This is a genomic window from Bacillus massiliglaciei, assembly GCF_900098925.1.
Lineage (GTDB): Bacteria > Bacillota > Bacilli > Bacillales > DSM-1321 > Peribacillus > Peribacillus massiliglaciei.
The window spans coordinates 194,569-208,583 of sequence record NZ_LT622358.1; the positions used below are offsets into that span (position 1 = coordinate 194,569).

Below are 14,015 nucleotides of genomic sequence, written 5' to 3' on the forward strand. Positions count from 1 at the left end.
TCCCTATGAGAATGGTGGATTTAATCGAGAAGAAACGTGATGGAAAAGAACTGACTGCAGAAGAAATCCAGTTTATTATTCAGGGATTCACGGATGGTTCCATTCCTGATTATCAAATGAGCGCCTGGGCCATGGCTGTCTATTTCATGGGAATGACGGAAAAGGAACGGGCAGATTTGACAATGGCGATGGTGGAATCGGGCGATCAAATTGATCTTTCTGCCATAAAAGGAATCAAAGTGGATAAGCACTCAACAGGCGGCGTCGGTGATACGACCACGCTTGTTTTGGGACCTTTGGTTGCAGCAGCAGGTGTGCCGGTTGCCAAAATGTCAGGCAGGGGACTGGGCCATACGGGCGGAACAATCGATAAACTGGAGGCTGTAGAAGGCTTCCATGTTGAAATTGAGAATGAAGAATTCATCGAATTGGTGAATAAGAATAAAATCGCGGTCATCGGCCAGAGCGGAAACCTGACTCCGGCGGATAAAAAGCTGTATGCTCTGCGTGACGTGACGGCTACAGTTAACAGTATTGCTTTGATTGCGAGCTCAATTATGAGCAAGAAAATTGCTGCAGGTGCTGATGCCATTGTTCTTGATGTAAAAACCGGAGCAGGCGCATTCATGAAGTCCTTAGAAGATTCTGAGGAGCTTGCGAAAGCGATGGTCCGAATCGGGAATAATGTCGGCCGGAATACAATGGCTGTCATTTCAGATATGTCCCAGCCGCTCGGATATGCCATTGGAAATGCGCTGGAAGTGAAAGAAGCCATTGATACACTGAAGGGAGAAGGTCCTGAAGATTTAACGGAACTTTCCTTAACACTTGGCAGCAATATGGTATATTTGGCCAAGAAAGCCAGTTCCCTTGAAGAGGCCAGAGAGATGCTGCTGAATGCTATTAAAGATGGCTCTGCTTTAGAATCTTTCAAAACATTCCTTTCTGCACAGGGAGGCGACGGTTCGGTCATTGACCATCCTGAAAAACTTCCTCAAGCGAAGTTTGCGTTCGAGCTTGAAGCAAAGGAAGACGGATTTGTTTCTGAAATCGTGGCCGATGAAGTAGGAACGGCTGCAATGCTGCTTGGAGCAGGAAGAGCGACAAAGGAATCGGAAATCGATTTGGCTGTAGGACTTATGCTTCGGAAGAAAATAGGCGATGAAGTAAAAAAAGGCGAATCGCTTGTAACGATTTACAGCAATTTCGAGGATGTATCGGCAGTGAAAGACAAACTGTCTGAAAATATTATCCTCTCTAAAGAAAAGGTTGCAAAGCCAACCTTAATTTATAAGGAAATCCATGCGTGAGTTACAGCATAAAAAGCGGACCGAAATGGTTCGCTTTTTTTGTTTGAACAGAAAATTCTTCAGCCTCTATATTTCCTGACAATTATTTTCTTAAAACAACATCCTGTTTGTATAAAACTGGTTATGTTGGAAAAAATGGAAAATGATAATGAATGGAGGGTATGGAGATGAAGCTGATTCTATCACTTTTTTTAACCTTTTCTCTGATTAGCGGTTTCCATGGCCAGCATACGCTGGCAGCTGACAATAAAGTTTCTGACCTTGCAAAAGGGGCAAAATCGGCCATATTGATTGAAAGAGATACAGGGAAAGCCCTGTATGACAAAAATGCCGATGAAAAGCTATCCCCCGCAAGCATGACAAAAATCATGACGATGCTTTTAATCATGGAAGCCCTGGATAAAGGAGATTTGACGCTTAAAGAGAAAATAAGAACGAGCGAGTATGCGGCATCAATGGGCGGTTCTCAAATTTTCCTGGAACCAGGAGAAGAAATGACAGTTGAGGAAATGCTGAAGGGAATTTCAATTGGATCAGCAAATGATGCCTCCGTTGCCATGGCAGAAAGACTTGCCGGTTCCGAAGAAGAATTTGTAAAGAAGATGAATGAAAAAGCCAAACAGCTTGGGCTGAAAAACACCAAGTTTCAAAATGCTACTGGGCTGCCGGTGAAAGATCATTACAGCTCTGCCCGCGACATGGCCGTAATGGCAAAAGAATTATTGAAATATGATTTAATCACCAGGTTCACAGGAACGTATGAAGATTATCTTCGCGAAGATACAAAGAAGAAATTCTGGCTGGTTAATACAAATCGGCTCGTTAAATTTTATCCTGGCGTAGACGGGCTGAAGACAGGTTTTACTAATGAGGCGAAATACTGTCTGACAGCCACTGCAAAGAAAGGCAATATGCGTGTAATCGCTATTGTATTTGGGGCTCCAAGCCCTAAAGAAAGGAATGCGCAGGTAACCAAAATGCTTGATTACGCATTCTCTCAGTACGAAACCCACCCGATATATAAGCGCGGAGAGGTTCTGATGGATTCTCACATAAGCAAAGGAAATAAAAAGACCGTAGCAGGGGTGACAAGCGAACCAATTTCCGTTCTCACGAAAAAAGGTGTTTCTTCTAAAGATTTTCAAAAGAAAATCATCATGGAGAAAGATTTGAAGGCACCGGTCAAAAAAGGCGATCAAATCGGCACACTCCAGCTGAAGAAAGATGGAAAAGTGTACATCGAGTCGCCGATCACTGCTAAGGAAACAGTGAAAGAAGCATCATGGTGGCAGCTCTATAAGAGAGCATTCGGCATGTTCACCAAGATTCAGTAGCAGATCGTGTCTAAAGCAATCATATAAGAGGAGCTTTCGGCGAAAGGCCACTAGTTTTGCTGTCAGGGAGGATTAGCAGGGGCAAGAGGAGAATTTCACTTACTAGAAGACAGAGAGGGAGGCTGTTCATAGTGAGTCTGATCATAAACTTAGAAGCGAAGGACAGAGTACTATGCATTCGTCTGAAAGGCGAATTGGATCACCATACAGCGGGGGAATTAAGAGAAGAGGCAGAAGCTGCCATCCAGAGGCATCGCATTAAACATATTGTCTTAAATCTTGAAGAACTGCATTTTATGGACAGTTCAGGACTTGGCGTTATTCTGGGCCGGTATAAACAGATTAAAGAAACTCAGGGAGAAATGGTGGTTTGCGCAATTTCGCCTCCAATCAAGCGATTATTCGAAATGTCAGGGCTCTTTAAAATTGTTAAAATGGAGTTATCAGAACAGAATGCATTGCAAAGATTGGGGGTTGCATAACATGAAAAATAAAATGGAAATCAAGTTTTCGGCGCTCAGCCAAAATGAATCATTTGCAAGGGTGACAGTGGCGGCTTTTATCGCCCAGCTGGATCCGACTATGGACGAATTGACAGAAATTAAAACAGTGGTTTCAGAAGCGGTCACGAATTCAATAATCCATGGGTATGAAAATGACCCAGAAGGAATGGTTTTCATATCTGCCATCCTTGAAGACGATTCTGTTGAGCTGACGATCAGGGATGAAGGTCTGGGAATCGAGGATGTGGAAGAGGCCAAGCAGCCGCTGTTCACGACGAAGCCAGAGCTGGAGAGATCCGGCATGGGCTTCACGATTATGGAAAATTTCATGGATGAAATTCATGTCATTTCCCATAAAGGGGAAGGGACGATCATTCGGCTGAAAAAACACTTATCAAAAAGTAAAGCTTTGTGTAATTAAGGAGACTTGCTTATGGATGTGGAGGTAACGAAACAAAAAACGAGGAAAAGCCAGGTGCATCTGAAAGATGAAGAACTGCGGCAATTAATCCGAAGCAGCCAGAATGGGGACCAAGAAGCAAGAGATTTAATTGTCAACAGCAATCTAAGGCTGGTTTGGTCGGTCGTACAGCGTTTCTTGAATCGCGGATACGAACCGGATGATCTTTACCAAATCGGCTGCATTGGGCTTTTGAAATCTGTCGATAAGTTCGATTTGTCATTTGATGTTAAGTTTTCAACCTATGCTGTACCGATGATTATCGGAGAAATTCAGCGTTTTATCAGAGATGACGGAACAGTCAAGGTAAGCCGTTCTTTAAAGGAAATGGCCAACAAAATCCGCAGGGCTCGGGAAGAACTCTCCAAGGAATACGGAAGAGTGCCTACGGTGAATGAACTCGCTGAACACCTGGAACTTTCCCCAGAAGAAATTGTCATGGCCCAGGAGGCCAGCAGGAACCCCTCCTCGATTCATGAGACCGTATATGAGAATGATGGAGATCCTATTACACTGCTTGATCAAATAGCAGATACAAATGAAACGAAGTGGTTTGATCAAATTGCATTAAAAGAAGCAATCCAGGGACTGGATGAGAGGGAAAGGCTGATTGTCCTTCTTAGGTATTACAAAGATCAGACACAATCTGTGGTTGCGCAAAGACTTGGAATTTCACAAGTACAGGTATCCAGGCTGGAAAAAAAGATTCTCAAACAAATGAAGGACCACATGAATCAATGATTCCATGTGGCTTTTTTTTGGCGATAACAGCCTTGATATTTTCATTAAAAACGAATATTATAAAGGATGCCGTGTTTTTTATTCGTTTTTTATTTTTATGGAGGTTTATACATGTTTTTAGAAAAGTTTTTTTCCTTAAAGGAAAATGGCACAAATGTCCGCACTGAATTAGTTGCAGGAATCACCACCTTTTTTACAATGGTTTACATTATTATTGTTAATCCTGCCCTATTAGGCTCAATTGGAATCCCATTTGAGCAGGTATTCATGGCAACAGTGATTGCTGCTGTTACAGGAACCTTAATTATGGGGCTGTTTGCTAAATTTCCGATCGCGATTGCACCGGGAATGGGACTGAACGCTTACTTTGCAAGTGTTGTCGGTGCTCATGGCTTATCCTATCAAACGGTTTTCGGTACCGTATTTGTTGCAGGTTTGCTTTTTCTGCTGATTAGTGTGACAAGTCTTCGCCAGTTAATTGTCGAAGCGATCCCGAATTCATTAAAATACGGAATTACCTCTGGAATTGGGCTGTTTATTGCGTTTATCGGCCTGAAAAACTCAGGAATTGTCGTTCCAAATGAAGCGAACTTTATCACACTGGGAGATTTACATGAACCGGTTACGATTTTATCGATTTTCGGGCTTTTCTTTACATTAATTCTAATGGCCAGGAATGTAAAAGGGGCCATTTTCATTGGCATGATCGTAACAGCTGTCATTGGATATTTCACAGGCCTTTTGAACTTTGAGAAACAGATCTTGTCAATGCCGCCAGTGCCCGTCTTTTTTGATTTGGACATAGCGGGTGTCTTCACGAATGGCTTATATTCTGTAGTATTTGCTTTCTTGCTGGTTACGATTTTTGATACAACCGGTACGCTGATTGGTGTTACTGAACAGGCAGGACTGACGAAGAACGGAAAGATTCCGAGAGTCAGACAGGCTTTTCTTGGCGATGCAGCAGCCACAACGGTAGGCGCAATGTTTGGAACCAGTCCGTCAACGGCCTATATTGAATCAAGTACAGGTGTAGCTGCAGGCGGCAGAACTGGTCTGACAGCAGTGGTCGTTGCGATATTATTTGCTCTGTCCATTTTCTTCTCACCGCTGATTGCAGCCATCGCCTCTTTAGCGGCGATTACAGCGCCGGTGTTGATTATTGTCGGCTGTTTCATGATGGAGGGACTTGCTAAAATCGATTGGAAAAAGTTTGATGAAGCTTTTCCGGCTTTTGCCATCATCCTTACCATGCCGCTTACTTCCAGTATCTCTACTGGTATCGCCATAGGTTTCATCACCTATCCGCTTATGAAATTATTCAGCGGATATGGGAAAAAGGTACACCCGATCATTTATATTTTCGGCTTCATATTTATGATCCAGCTGGTGTTTTTCCCGGCACATTAATTAAATACAGAAAAAAGCGTGCAGAACACTCTGTACGCTTTTTTCTTTTAAAAGAGTAAATAGCGCTGGTTGATTTCCCCTTCGAGCCGCTTTTTCCGCTGGAATCGCCCCCTCCGTTTGATCAACTTTAATAAAAATTGTTGCCAGCTGACCAGATCTTCATAGATTCTTTACGTGTAAAAGCGAGTGTTAATAAATAGAAGTTTGATATAGATAATTCAAAAAGAACTTGTGCCGATGAAGAGAAACACCAATTGAAACTTAATTTAAATCGTGAGGAACATGAGAAAGTTAAAAATGAGGAAGGGAAAGGCAGGCAGAACTTTGCACGTTTTTTTGAGGTCCTTGTTTAGTAATTAATGGTAAGTTTGTATTTCTGCATTTTCACATTGTTTCCAACCCATACTATTACCAAGGATGGAAAAGGCAGGGTGAATAGAATATGGAAAAGATCATTTATATAAGGCCGAGGAACCGAGTGTATGTACAGAGAAATGAACGAGTTAAGGTTCGGCATATTGCCAAAATCATCGGTGAACGGCAGACAGCCGAGAAATTGGGGGAACTGGAACTTCTTCAAGTGACGCCGGAAGATAATAACATCATTATTGTAGATCAAATTCATCTGGTTGAAAAAATCCAGCAATATGACAAATCACTGGAAATACAAATTCTCGGTCCCGGCCAGACGATCATAGAAGTGGAGCTGGGGAGAAAAAAGGCTTCTTTTTTACTGTTTGCGGCCGTCTGGCTGCTGCTATTCGTAGGCGCGGCCATGACCATCATGAATTTCCATGTGGATGTCAGTATGGCTGAGGTTCATCAGAAATTATTTCGGCTGATTACTGGCAAGGAAGACACCAAGCCGCTTCTTATCCAGATTCCCTACAGCTTCGGACTGGGAATTGGCATGATTCTTTTTTTTAATCATTTTTTCAAGAAGCGATTCAATGAAGAGCCGAGTCCTCTTGAAGTAGAAATGTTCAACTATCAGCAGGACTTAGATCAGTATGTCATTATGCATGAAAATAAAGAAAGTGTGCAGAAACAGGATGACAGGTAATATCCTTTTTGGGCTATTTGTAGGATTAGCCAGCGGATTTGCAGTGGGGGCCGGATTTGTTGCGTTCCTGACTGTATTGGGAGTGCTGCCGCGGCTGACTCAGCTGACAAAAACGATGCGTTTCATCCATTTATATGAAGCGGGCATCATCATGGGGGTTGTGGCAGGAGGATGGCTGGGCTTGCAGGACGTGAAGCTGAATATGACAAAATGGCTCCTTCCTCCGGTCGGACTTCTTGACGGGATTTTCAATGGGATGCTGGCAGCAGCTCTCACAGAAGTGCTGAATGTTTTTCCGATTCTGGCAAAAAGGATCGGGATTCAGGAAAAGATTGTCTATTTAATGATGGCATTTGTGCTTGGCAAGATTGCAGGCTCTTTGTTCCAATGGCTTTATTTCGTTGATTTATAAACAGGTAGCGGACTTAATGTCCTTTTGAAAAATGGTTTGAAAGGAGCGCTCTTATGGCGGAAGACAATAAACCAGCTGAAAATATTCCAATGCCAAGTAAGGTTTCTGAAGTGGAATCCTATATGAAAAAATACGCAGGCCTGGGAGAGAGTTTTGATCTTGGCGTAAGGAAACTGACTGTACTGAAGAAAGAAGTACATATTTACTATGTGAATGGCCTGACAGATGCAGCTTATGTGATTGAAATTCTTGAATCACTCGTTGACAGCAATCATTGGGAAAAAAGCTATCAGAAGGCTGTAGACGTCATTAAAAACAGGATTGTCCACCAGTCCGTTGTAGAAATCGACAGGCTGGAGAAGCTGAGAGACGAGGTATTATCCGGTCTGATTGTGATTGCCGTTGATGGCTATGATAAGGGATTTGTCGTAGATGTCCGCAGCTATCCCGGACGTCAGCCGGAAGAACCGGATACGGAAAAAATCATTCGGGGCGCAAGAGATGGCTATGTCGAAAACATTATTGTGAATACAGCGATTACAAGAAGAAGGATCAGGGACGGCCGTCTCCGTTTTGAGATCATGAGAATCGGAGAACGTTCCAAGACGGATGTGGCGATCGGCTATATTAAAGGAATTGCCGATCCTGATCTTATTGATATTGTGAGAAAAGAATTGAAGAATATCAAGGTAGACGGAATTACTATGTCAGATAAGACGGTGGAGGAGTTCATTGTCCACCAGGGTTATAACCCATACCCTCTTGTCCGCTATACAGAGCGTGCAGATGTTGCATCGATGCATTTATTGGAAGGGCATGTGCTGATTTATGTGGATACATCGCCAAGTGTCATTATTACGCCTGCACCATTATTTCATCATATGCAGCATGCAGAGGAGTACAGGCAGTCTCCGGCAGTCGGGACGATGATAAGATGGGTCCGCTTTTTAGCCATTGCGGCTTCCTTGTTTCTGCTGCCAATCTGGCTGTTATTCTGCCTGGATCCGTCTCTGCTGCCGGATCAGCTCGATTTTATCGGTCCTAACAAGAGAACTCATATACCGATTATTATTCAAATTTTCATTGCGGATATCGGAATAGAATTCTTAAGGATGGCTGCAATACACACTCCGACCCCGCTTTCGACAGCCATGGGTCTTATTGCAGCCGTGCTGATTGGACAAATTGCGATAGATGTAGGGGTGTTTGTTCCTGAGGTGATTCTGTACGCATCTGTTGCCGCGATCGGTACCTATGTGACGCCGAGCCTGGAATTGGGTGTAGCCAATAAAATTGCGCGTTTTGCGCTTCTGATCTTAGTGGCCATTTTTAAAGTGCCGGGTCTTGTAATTGGCATCACCCTGTACATTCTTCTGTTAACAGGGATAAAAGCTCTGAACACACCTTACCTGTGGCCGCTTCTGCCATTTCAGCCAAAGGCCCTGTCCTATATTCTGTTCAGAAGACCGATACCGGGTTCGTATGAACGCCCGAGTATTGTTCATCCTATGGACAAATACAGGCAGCCCAGAAAAGGTTAAGGTTGATGTTATCTAAAAGTTGTGGTAATTTAGTTTTATTCGAATAAAGCGTTAAAGATTATGAGGGTGAGGCTGATCGAAGGGGCTGACGGCCGTCTGCAGGTTGGACGGGCATCTCTCTTCAGGCTGTCGCCCTTTTTTCGTTCATCATGAATGTTCAGAAGTATAAGTCAGGAAGGTGAAATGGTATGGAGTTGAATGGTACAGGAAGAGTGAATGAGCGCGGCCACCTTGAAATCGGCGGAGTGGATGTAATGGATTTGGCCGCAGAACACGGCACTCCTTTATATGTATATGACGTGGCTTTAATCAGGGAAAGGGCAAGAGGATTTAAAAGGACCTTTGAAAAATTAGGCGTGACTGCGCAGGTGGCATACGCGAGCAAAGCTTTTTCATCCATTGCGATGATTCAGCTTGCCGAACAGGAGGGGCTGTCTCTGGATGTCGTTTCAGGCGGCGAACTGTATACGGCGATACAGGCGGAATTTCCAGTGGATAAAATTCATTTCCACGGCAACAACAAAAGTGAGGAAGAACTGCATATGGCCATGGATTATAAAGTGGGCTGTATTGTTGTCGATAACTTTTCCGAACTTTCCCTGCTTGACAGGATTACAAGTGAACGGAAAGAAAAAGTAAAGATCCTTCTGCGGGTAACGCCGGGAATCGAAGCGCATACGCATGATTATATCCTCACTGGCCAGGAAGATTCTAAATTTGGCTTTGACTTGACCAGCGGACAAGCTGAAGAAGCATTGAAACAGGCCTTGGAAAGCCAAGGGATCGAGGTGCTGGGTCTTCACTGCCATATTGGTTCCCAAATTTTCCAAACAACTGGCTTTCTTTTGGCAGCAAAGAAAATCATCGGCCAATTGAAGAAATGGAATGCGGAATTCAGCTATCAGCCTAAGGTCCTGAATCTTGGGGGCGGCTTTGGAATCAGGTACACAAGTGAAGATGAACCGCTTCGGCCTGCTCAATATGTCGAGGAAATTGTGACAGAAGTGAAGAATCAGATTGCGGACTCTTCCCTTTCTATGCCGGAAATCTGGATTGAACCAGGACGTTCTCTTGTCGGGGATGCAGGTCTTACTTTATATAAGGTAGGTTCTGAGAAGGATGTACCTCAAGTAAGAAAATATTTGGCGGTAGACGGAGGGATGAGCGACAATATCCGTCCTGCTCTGTATGAGGCCAAATATGAAGCCGTGCTTGCCAACCGTCCGAATGATCCAGTAGAAGAAACGGTATCTATAGCCGGGAAATGCTGTGAGAGCGGGGATATGCTTATTTGGGATCTTCCGCTGCCAAAAGCAGGACGCGGCGATATTCTGGCTGTTTTCTGCACAGGTGCTTACGGTTACTCAATGGCCAATAATTACAATCGGATTCCCAGACCTGCAGTTGTCTTCGCAGAAGGGGGAGAGGCGAGATTAGTCATCAAAAGGGAAACATATGAAGATCTCGTCAGACTGGATCTTTCCTATCAGCAGGCACTGAACAGCAAATAAGTAATCCATCATTAAAAACGCGGAGCTGAAAATGCAGCTATGCATCTGCAGTGAAACGATCTGCGAATAGCAAAGAAACGATCGCAATAAACGGATACCTTATAAAAGGACGGTTTCGGCCGACAGTCTTTATTTATGTCCATCCGGACGAAATATCCATATGTCTCAGAATGAACAAAAGCCTGGATCCTAAAAAAGATCCGGGCTTTTGTGGTGATCGTTTAACTGAATAAAGATTTAATGGCATCGACAGCACTTACGAGAAATTCTTTTAATTTATCAAGGAAAGACTGGCCTTCTTCAGATTCCAGAAAAGTGGTCAGTTTTTCTTTTGCTGCTGTCAATTGATCACCGACAGCATTCCAGTCGATGTTTAGTTCTTTTAATTTATTAAATAGGTCCACAAGACTTTGGATTTGTTCATCCGTTAATTGGATGTTCAAGTCCTTGGCAGAGTTTTCAACGATATCTTTCACTTCGCCCTCACTGCTCGGCGGGTTGGAAGCCATCTCTTCCTTGATCTTCGTCATAAGTGAAGCGGCTTGCTCTGTTCCGATTTTATCGCCAAGTTCAGCAGTCTTTACCATTTCCTCATTAGCGGCCTGCTTCACTTCTTCAGGAATCTTTTTGTCTGAGGATACTTCGTAAGCTTTGATGACTCCTGTCAGGGCAGCTGTCCCTGAAACAGGAATAGGGGCAGTGACATATACTGTAGCATCCTTGACGCCGGCAGTGGCTAATGCGTTAATATACATTTCGTCCGTTACCCAGTTAATGTTCTTGGATTCTACTTTTAGCCCGGTCCCTGCTTTTTCTAAAGTAATGGCAGAAGATGAAATGGCTTTGGTACCAATGAGCCTGCTGGAAATATAGTCTCCCAGGTAATCATGTTCTTCTTTATTTGTGACAGTTAAAATGTCGACGTCATTCGGTGCTCCCATTTCAGACAGCAGCATATTTTTCTGTTCTTCTGTTAAATTTTCTCCAAGCGTAACGGTCATATCGCCAACGGCTGCGTCAGCCCAGACGTTCAATGGGAGCGTCAGAAAAAACACAAGTGTCAGTACAGCACCCAATTTAAAAAATTTAGATTTTTTATTCATATCAATCTCTTTCCTCCTAAAGTATCTTGAATTCCAAAAAGATACAGCTCATTACAAATATTTAGTTTAATAGATTCTTTCCGCTTATTCAAATTTAGTTAATCAGACCATCTTCCCCCGTGAATTGTAGCAAGTCATGAAATGTAGTAGAATAGTAAGCAGATTAACTGAAAGAAGTGAAGTCGGCAGACGGGAGGAGTGTCATAATAGGCGGCCTTTAGACGATTGCGGGGACATCCATTTTCTGTGTGCTTTCTGCGCCTATTTTGCTATATTGAAACGAAGCCGGTTTTTCGGTATGATGGTTATGTCCTAAAGAGCACTCCTGACTGCTGGATTGGTTTAAATAAAACGTTATTTGGTAACGAGGGATATCATGTTAATAAAGTATAAAAAAAACTACGAAAAATTTGCCATGGGTCTTTTATCATTTATGCCAAACGAAAAGGACATAAAAAAGCTCCAGCAAACGATGAAGAATTATGAAGCCGCTGACAGTATGCAGCTTTATTTGTGGAAAGAAGAAGAAATCATGGGGCTGATTGGCGTAGAAGTGTCTGAAGACCAGGCTGTCATCCAGCATATTTCTGTCAATCCAGCATTTCGCCATCAAGGAATTGGCAAGACGATGGTAACGGCATTAAAGGAACTGTATCCAGACAAGGCCGTTTCAGCGAATGAGTTGACAGCCTCTTTCTTAGGGAAGTGTGAAGAGCAGCCGAATGATTAAAGGGAAAGAAGGAGGGGAGCCATCCCCTCCTTCTTTGTGTGCGCCCGGCATGGGTGCAGTCTATAGGGTGAGAGTCCCGAACCATGAAGGCAGTAGTAATGGTTAGCTTAACGCAAGGGTGTCTGTGGTGACGCAGAATCTGAAGGAAGCGAGCGGCAAACCTCCGGTCTGAGGAACACGAACTTCATATAAGGCTAGGTACCATTGGATGAGTTTGCACAACAAAACGAAGTCCTTACTGCCGAAGGTGGTACAGAGTAAATGAAGCAGATAGATGGAGGGAAAGACTGTACTCTTACCCGGGGAGGTCTGATTGGAACGCCAAGTTCCCTTGGTAACCTATCCAGCGATGGACAGCTGAACAATCAGAAGTCAGCCGAGGTCATAGTACCATTCCAACTCGAGATGGAATGGGAAGGACTGAACTATTAGGAAGAACGAGAACTAGGCATATAATTCCTGTATAGAAGCAGACAATCCGAAAGGACTTACTTGAAGGAGGAAGTGGTGAATTCCACAGGGGACTTCATGAGGGTGGAGCAGGAATAACATAATTAGATTTCTACGTTCACGTCGAAAGGAAATATCACATGTTAATGGATCTGATTCTGTCACGGGAAAACTTAATAGAAGCACTTAAACGTGTGGAGAAGAACAAAGGGAGTCACGGCATAGATGGAATGTCCGTAAAATCCCTACGAAGACATCTCTATGAGAACTGGGAAACTCTTTGTGATTCATTAAGGGAAGGTACCTATCAACCTAACCCAGTCCGTCGAGTCGAAATCCCGAAACCGAACGGTGGAGTAAGATTACTAGGAATACCTACCGTGACAGACCGGTTCATTCAACAGGCTATCGCCCAAGTTCTAACCCCACTTCTTGACCCAACCTTCTCAGAACATAGTTATGGGTTTAGACCAAATAGAAGAGGTCATGATGCGGTTCGTAAAGCAAGGGAATATATAAGTGAAGGTTATAGATGGGTGATTGACATGGACTTGGAGAAATTCTTTGATAGAGTCAATCATGATAAGTTAATGGGGATATTAGCAAGTAGAATCCAAGACCGGCTGGTCTTGAAACTTATACGGAAATATCTCCAAGCAGGAATTATGATGAATGGTGTAGTCTATGATGCAGAAGAAGGAACACCACAAGGAGGTCCACTGAGCCCCCTTCTTTCGAATATCCTTTTGGATAAACTTGATAAAGAGTTAGAAAGGAGAGGTCACAAGTTTGTCCGCTACGCCGATGATTGTAATATTTACATGAAATCGAAGAAAGCTGGAGAACGAGTGATGAACTCAATTACATGCTTTATTGAGCAGAAATTAAAGCTCAAAGTAAATAGAGAAAAGTCAGCAGTTGATCGCCCGTGGAAACGAAAGTTTCTTGGCTTTAGCTTTACGGTCAATAAGAAACCGAAGGTTCGAATAGCCAATGAAAGTATTAAAAGGTTTAAGGCTAAAATACGGGAGTTAACCTCCCGTTCTAAACAAATTCCTATGGAAGTTAGAATCGAGAAACTAAATCAATATCTAACGGGATGGTGTGGATATTTTGCATTGGCTGATACACCAAGTAAATTTAAAGAATTTGATGAGTGGATTAGACGGAGACTCCGTATGCTTGAATGGAAACAATGGAAGAAACCGAGGACAAGAGTAAGAAAACTCAAAGGTCTAGGTGTCCCTGACCAAAAGGCATATGAATGGGGAAACTCCAGAAAGAAATATTGGAGAATAGCCTGTAGTCCAATCTTACACAAAACCCTCAATAACTTGTATTGGAGTCACCGAGGGTTGAAAAGTTTATATAATCGATATGAATTTCTGCGTCAAACTTAATGGAACCGCCGTATACCGAACGGTACGTACGGTGGTGTGAGAGGTCG

At 43.3% G+C, this 14,015-nt stretch carries 14 protein-coding genes; 13 read left to right on the forward strand and 1 reads right to left on the reverse strand.

Translation table 11 applies throughout. From position 1 onward, the window contains the following. Positions 1 to 5 precede the first annotated feature (5 nt). The 10 genes from BQ4305_RS09330 to lysA all read left to right on the forward strand — a co-directional run bounded on the left by BQ4305_RS09330 (position 6) and on the right by lysA (position 10,285). Positions 6 to 1,310: a pyrimidine-nucleoside phosphorylase gene (locus BQ4305_RS09330; protein ID WP_110927542.1), complete on the forward strand. Its 1,305-nt coding sequence runs from the start codon at positions 6 to 8 to the stop codon at positions 1,308 to 1,310. 167 nt (positions 1,311 to 1,477) lie between these two features. Next, positions 1,478 to 2,644, forward strand: coding sequence for a D-alanyl-D-alanine carboxypeptidase family protein (locus BQ4305_RS09335; RefSeq protein ID WP_234396919.1), 1,167 nt, complete (start codon positions 1,478 to 1,480; stop codon positions 2,642 to 2,644). 131 nt (positions 2,645 to 2,775) lie between these two features. Then, entirely contained in the window at positions 2,776 to 3,126 is a 351-nt protein-coding gene (gene spoIIAA, locus BQ4305_RS09340; protein ID WP_110927544.1) for an anti-sigma F factor antagonist, read from the forward strand. A 1-nt stretch (position 3,127) separates the two neighbouring features. Continuing rightward, positions 3,128 to 3,568 (forward strand): anti-sigma F factor, encoded by a 441-nt coding sequence (gene spoIIAB, locus BQ4305_RS09345; RefSeq protein ID WP_110927545.1) that lies wholly within the window; start codon positions 3,128 to 3,130, stop codon positions 3,566 to 3,568. A gap of 12 nt (positions 3,569 to 3,580) precedes the next feature. Further along, the gene (gene sigF, locus BQ4305_RS09350; protein WP_110927546.1) at positions 3,581 to 4,348 is read left to right on the forward strand and encodes an RNA polymerase sporulation sigma factor SigF; all 768 of its coding nucleotides are present in this window, start codon (positions 3,581 to 3,583) and stop codon (positions 4,346 to 4,348) included. A 111-nt stretch (positions 4,349 to 4,459) separates the two neighbouring features. Further along, positions 4,460 to 5,758, forward strand: coding sequence for an NCS2 family permease (locus tag BQ4305_RS09355; RefSeq protein WP_110927547.1), 1,299 nt, complete (start codon positions 4,460 to 4,462; stop codon positions 5,756 to 5,758). A 442-nt stretch (positions 5,759 to 6,200) separates the two neighbouring features. Next, positions 6,201 to 6,821 (forward strand): stage V sporulation protein AA, encoded by a 621-nt coding sequence (locus tag BQ4305_RS09360; RefSeq protein ID WP_110927548.1) that lies wholly within the window; start codon positions 6,201 to 6,203, stop codon positions 6,819 to 6,821. Next, complete coding sequence (locus BQ4305_RS09365; protein WP_110927549.1) at positions 6,811 to 7,233, forward strand: stage V sporulation protein AB; 423 nt, start codon at positions 6,811 to 6,813, stop codon at positions 7,231 to 7,233. Before BQ4305_RS09360 ends, BQ4305_RS09365 begins: the two co-directional genes overlap by 11 nt. Before the next feature lie 53 nt (positions 7,234 to 7,286). Beyond that, entirely contained in the window at positions 7,287 to 8,774 is a 1,488-nt protein-coding gene (locus BQ4305_RS09370) for a spore germination protein (protein WP_110927550.1), read from the forward strand. Positions 8,775 to 8,962: 188 nt separating this feature from the next. Further along, the gene (gene lysA / locus BQ4305_RS09375) at positions 8,963 to 10,285 is read left to right on the forward strand and encodes a diaminopimelate decarboxylase (protein ID WP_110927551.1); all 1,323 of its coding nucleotides are present in this window, start codon (positions 8,963 to 8,965) and stop codon (positions 10,283 to 10,285) included. 221 nt (positions 10,286 to 10,506) lie between these two features. Here lysA and BQ4305_RS09380 read toward each other — a convergent pair whose 3' ends face one another. Next, positions 10,507 to 11,388, reverse strand: a complete 882-nt coding sequence (locus tag BQ4305_RS09380) for a DUF1002 domain-containing protein (protein ID WP_110927552.1) — start codon at positions 11,386 to 11,388, stop codon at positions 10,507 to 10,509. A 376-nt stretch (positions 11,389 to 11,764) separates the two neighbouring features. Between BQ4305_RS09380 and BQ4305_RS09385 the strand changes: the two genes are divergently transcribed. The 3 genes from BQ4305_RS09385 (at position 11,765) to ltrA (ending at position 13,968) form a co-directional block, all read left to right on the forward strand. After that, positions 11,765 to 12,118, forward strand: coding sequence for a GNAT family N-acetyltransferase (locus tag BQ4305_RS09385; protein WP_110927553.1), 354 nt, complete (start codon positions 11,765 to 11,767; stop codon positions 12,116 to 12,118). Between the two features lie 261 nt (positions 12,119 to 12,379). Beyond that, positions 12,380 to 12,550, forward strand: coding sequence for a hypothetical protein (locus BQ4305_RS21425; RefSeq protein WP_199880500.1), 171 nt, complete (start codon positions 12,380 to 12,382; stop codon positions 12,548 to 12,550). A gap of 158 nt (positions 12,551 to 12,708) precedes the next feature. After that, positions 12,709 to 13,968 carry a group II intron reverse transcriptase/maturase gene (gene ltrA, locus BQ4305_RS09395; RefSeq protein ID WP_110926134.1) on the forward strand — a complete coding sequence of 420 codons (1,260 nt, stop codon included), beginning with the start codon at positions 12,709 to 12,711 and terminating at the stop codon, positions 13,966 to 13,968. The last annotated feature ends 47 nt before the right edge of the window (positions 13,969 to 14,015 follow it).

Bases quoted from the DNA above. Each gene is read 5' to 3' on its own strand.
- BQ4305_RS09330 (WP_110927542.1), top strand. From the start codon at position 6: ATGAGAATGGTGGATTTAATCGAGAAGAAACGTGATGGAAAAGAACTG.
- BQ4305_RS09335 (WP_234396919.1), top strand. From the start codon at position 1,478: ATGAAGCTGATTCTATCACTTTTTTTAACCTTTTCTCTGATTAGCGGT.
- spoIIAB (WP_110927545.1), top strand. From the start codon at position 3,128: ATGAAAAATAAAATGGAAATCAAGTTTTCGGCGCTCAGCCAAAATGAA.
- sigF (WP_110927546.1), top strand. From the start codon at position 3,581: ATGGATGTGGAGGTAACGAAACAAAAAACGAGGAAAAGCCAGGTGCAT.
- BQ4305_RS09355 (WP_110927547.1), top strand. From the start codon at position 4,460: ATGTTTTTAGAAAAGTTTTTTTCCTTAAAGGAAAATGGCACAAATGTC.
- BQ4305_RS09360 (WP_110927548.1), top strand. From the start codon at position 6,201: ATGGAAAAGATCATTTATATAAGGCCGAGGAACCGAGTGTATGTACAG.
- BQ4305_RS09365 (WP_110927549.1), top strand. From the start codon at position 6,811: ATGACAGGTAATATCCTTTTTGGGCTATTTGTAGGATTAGCCAGCGGA.
- BQ4305_RS09370 (WP_110927550.1), top strand. From the start codon at position 7,287: ATGGCGGAAGACAATAAACCAGCTGAAAATATTCCAATGCCAAGTAAG.
- lysA (WP_110927551.1), top strand. From the start codon at position 8,963: ATGGAGTTGAATGGTACAGGAAGAGTGAATGAGCGCGGCCACCTTGAA.
- BQ4305_RS09380 (WP_110927552.1), bottom strand. From the start codon at position 11,388: ATGAATAAAAAATCTAAATTTTTTAAATTGGGTGCTGTACTGACACTT.
- BQ4305_RS09385 (WP_110927553.1), top strand. From the start codon at position 11,765: ATGTTAATAAAGTATAAAAAAAACTACGAAAAATTTGCCATGGGTCTT.
- BQ4305_RS21425 (WP_199880500.1), top strand. From the start codon at position 12,380: ATGAAGCAGATAGATGGAGGGAAAGACTGTACTCTTACCCGGGGAGGT.
- ltrA (WP_110926134.1), top strand. From the start codon at position 12,709: ATGTTAATGGATCTGATTCTGTCACGGGAAAACTTAATAGAAGCACTT.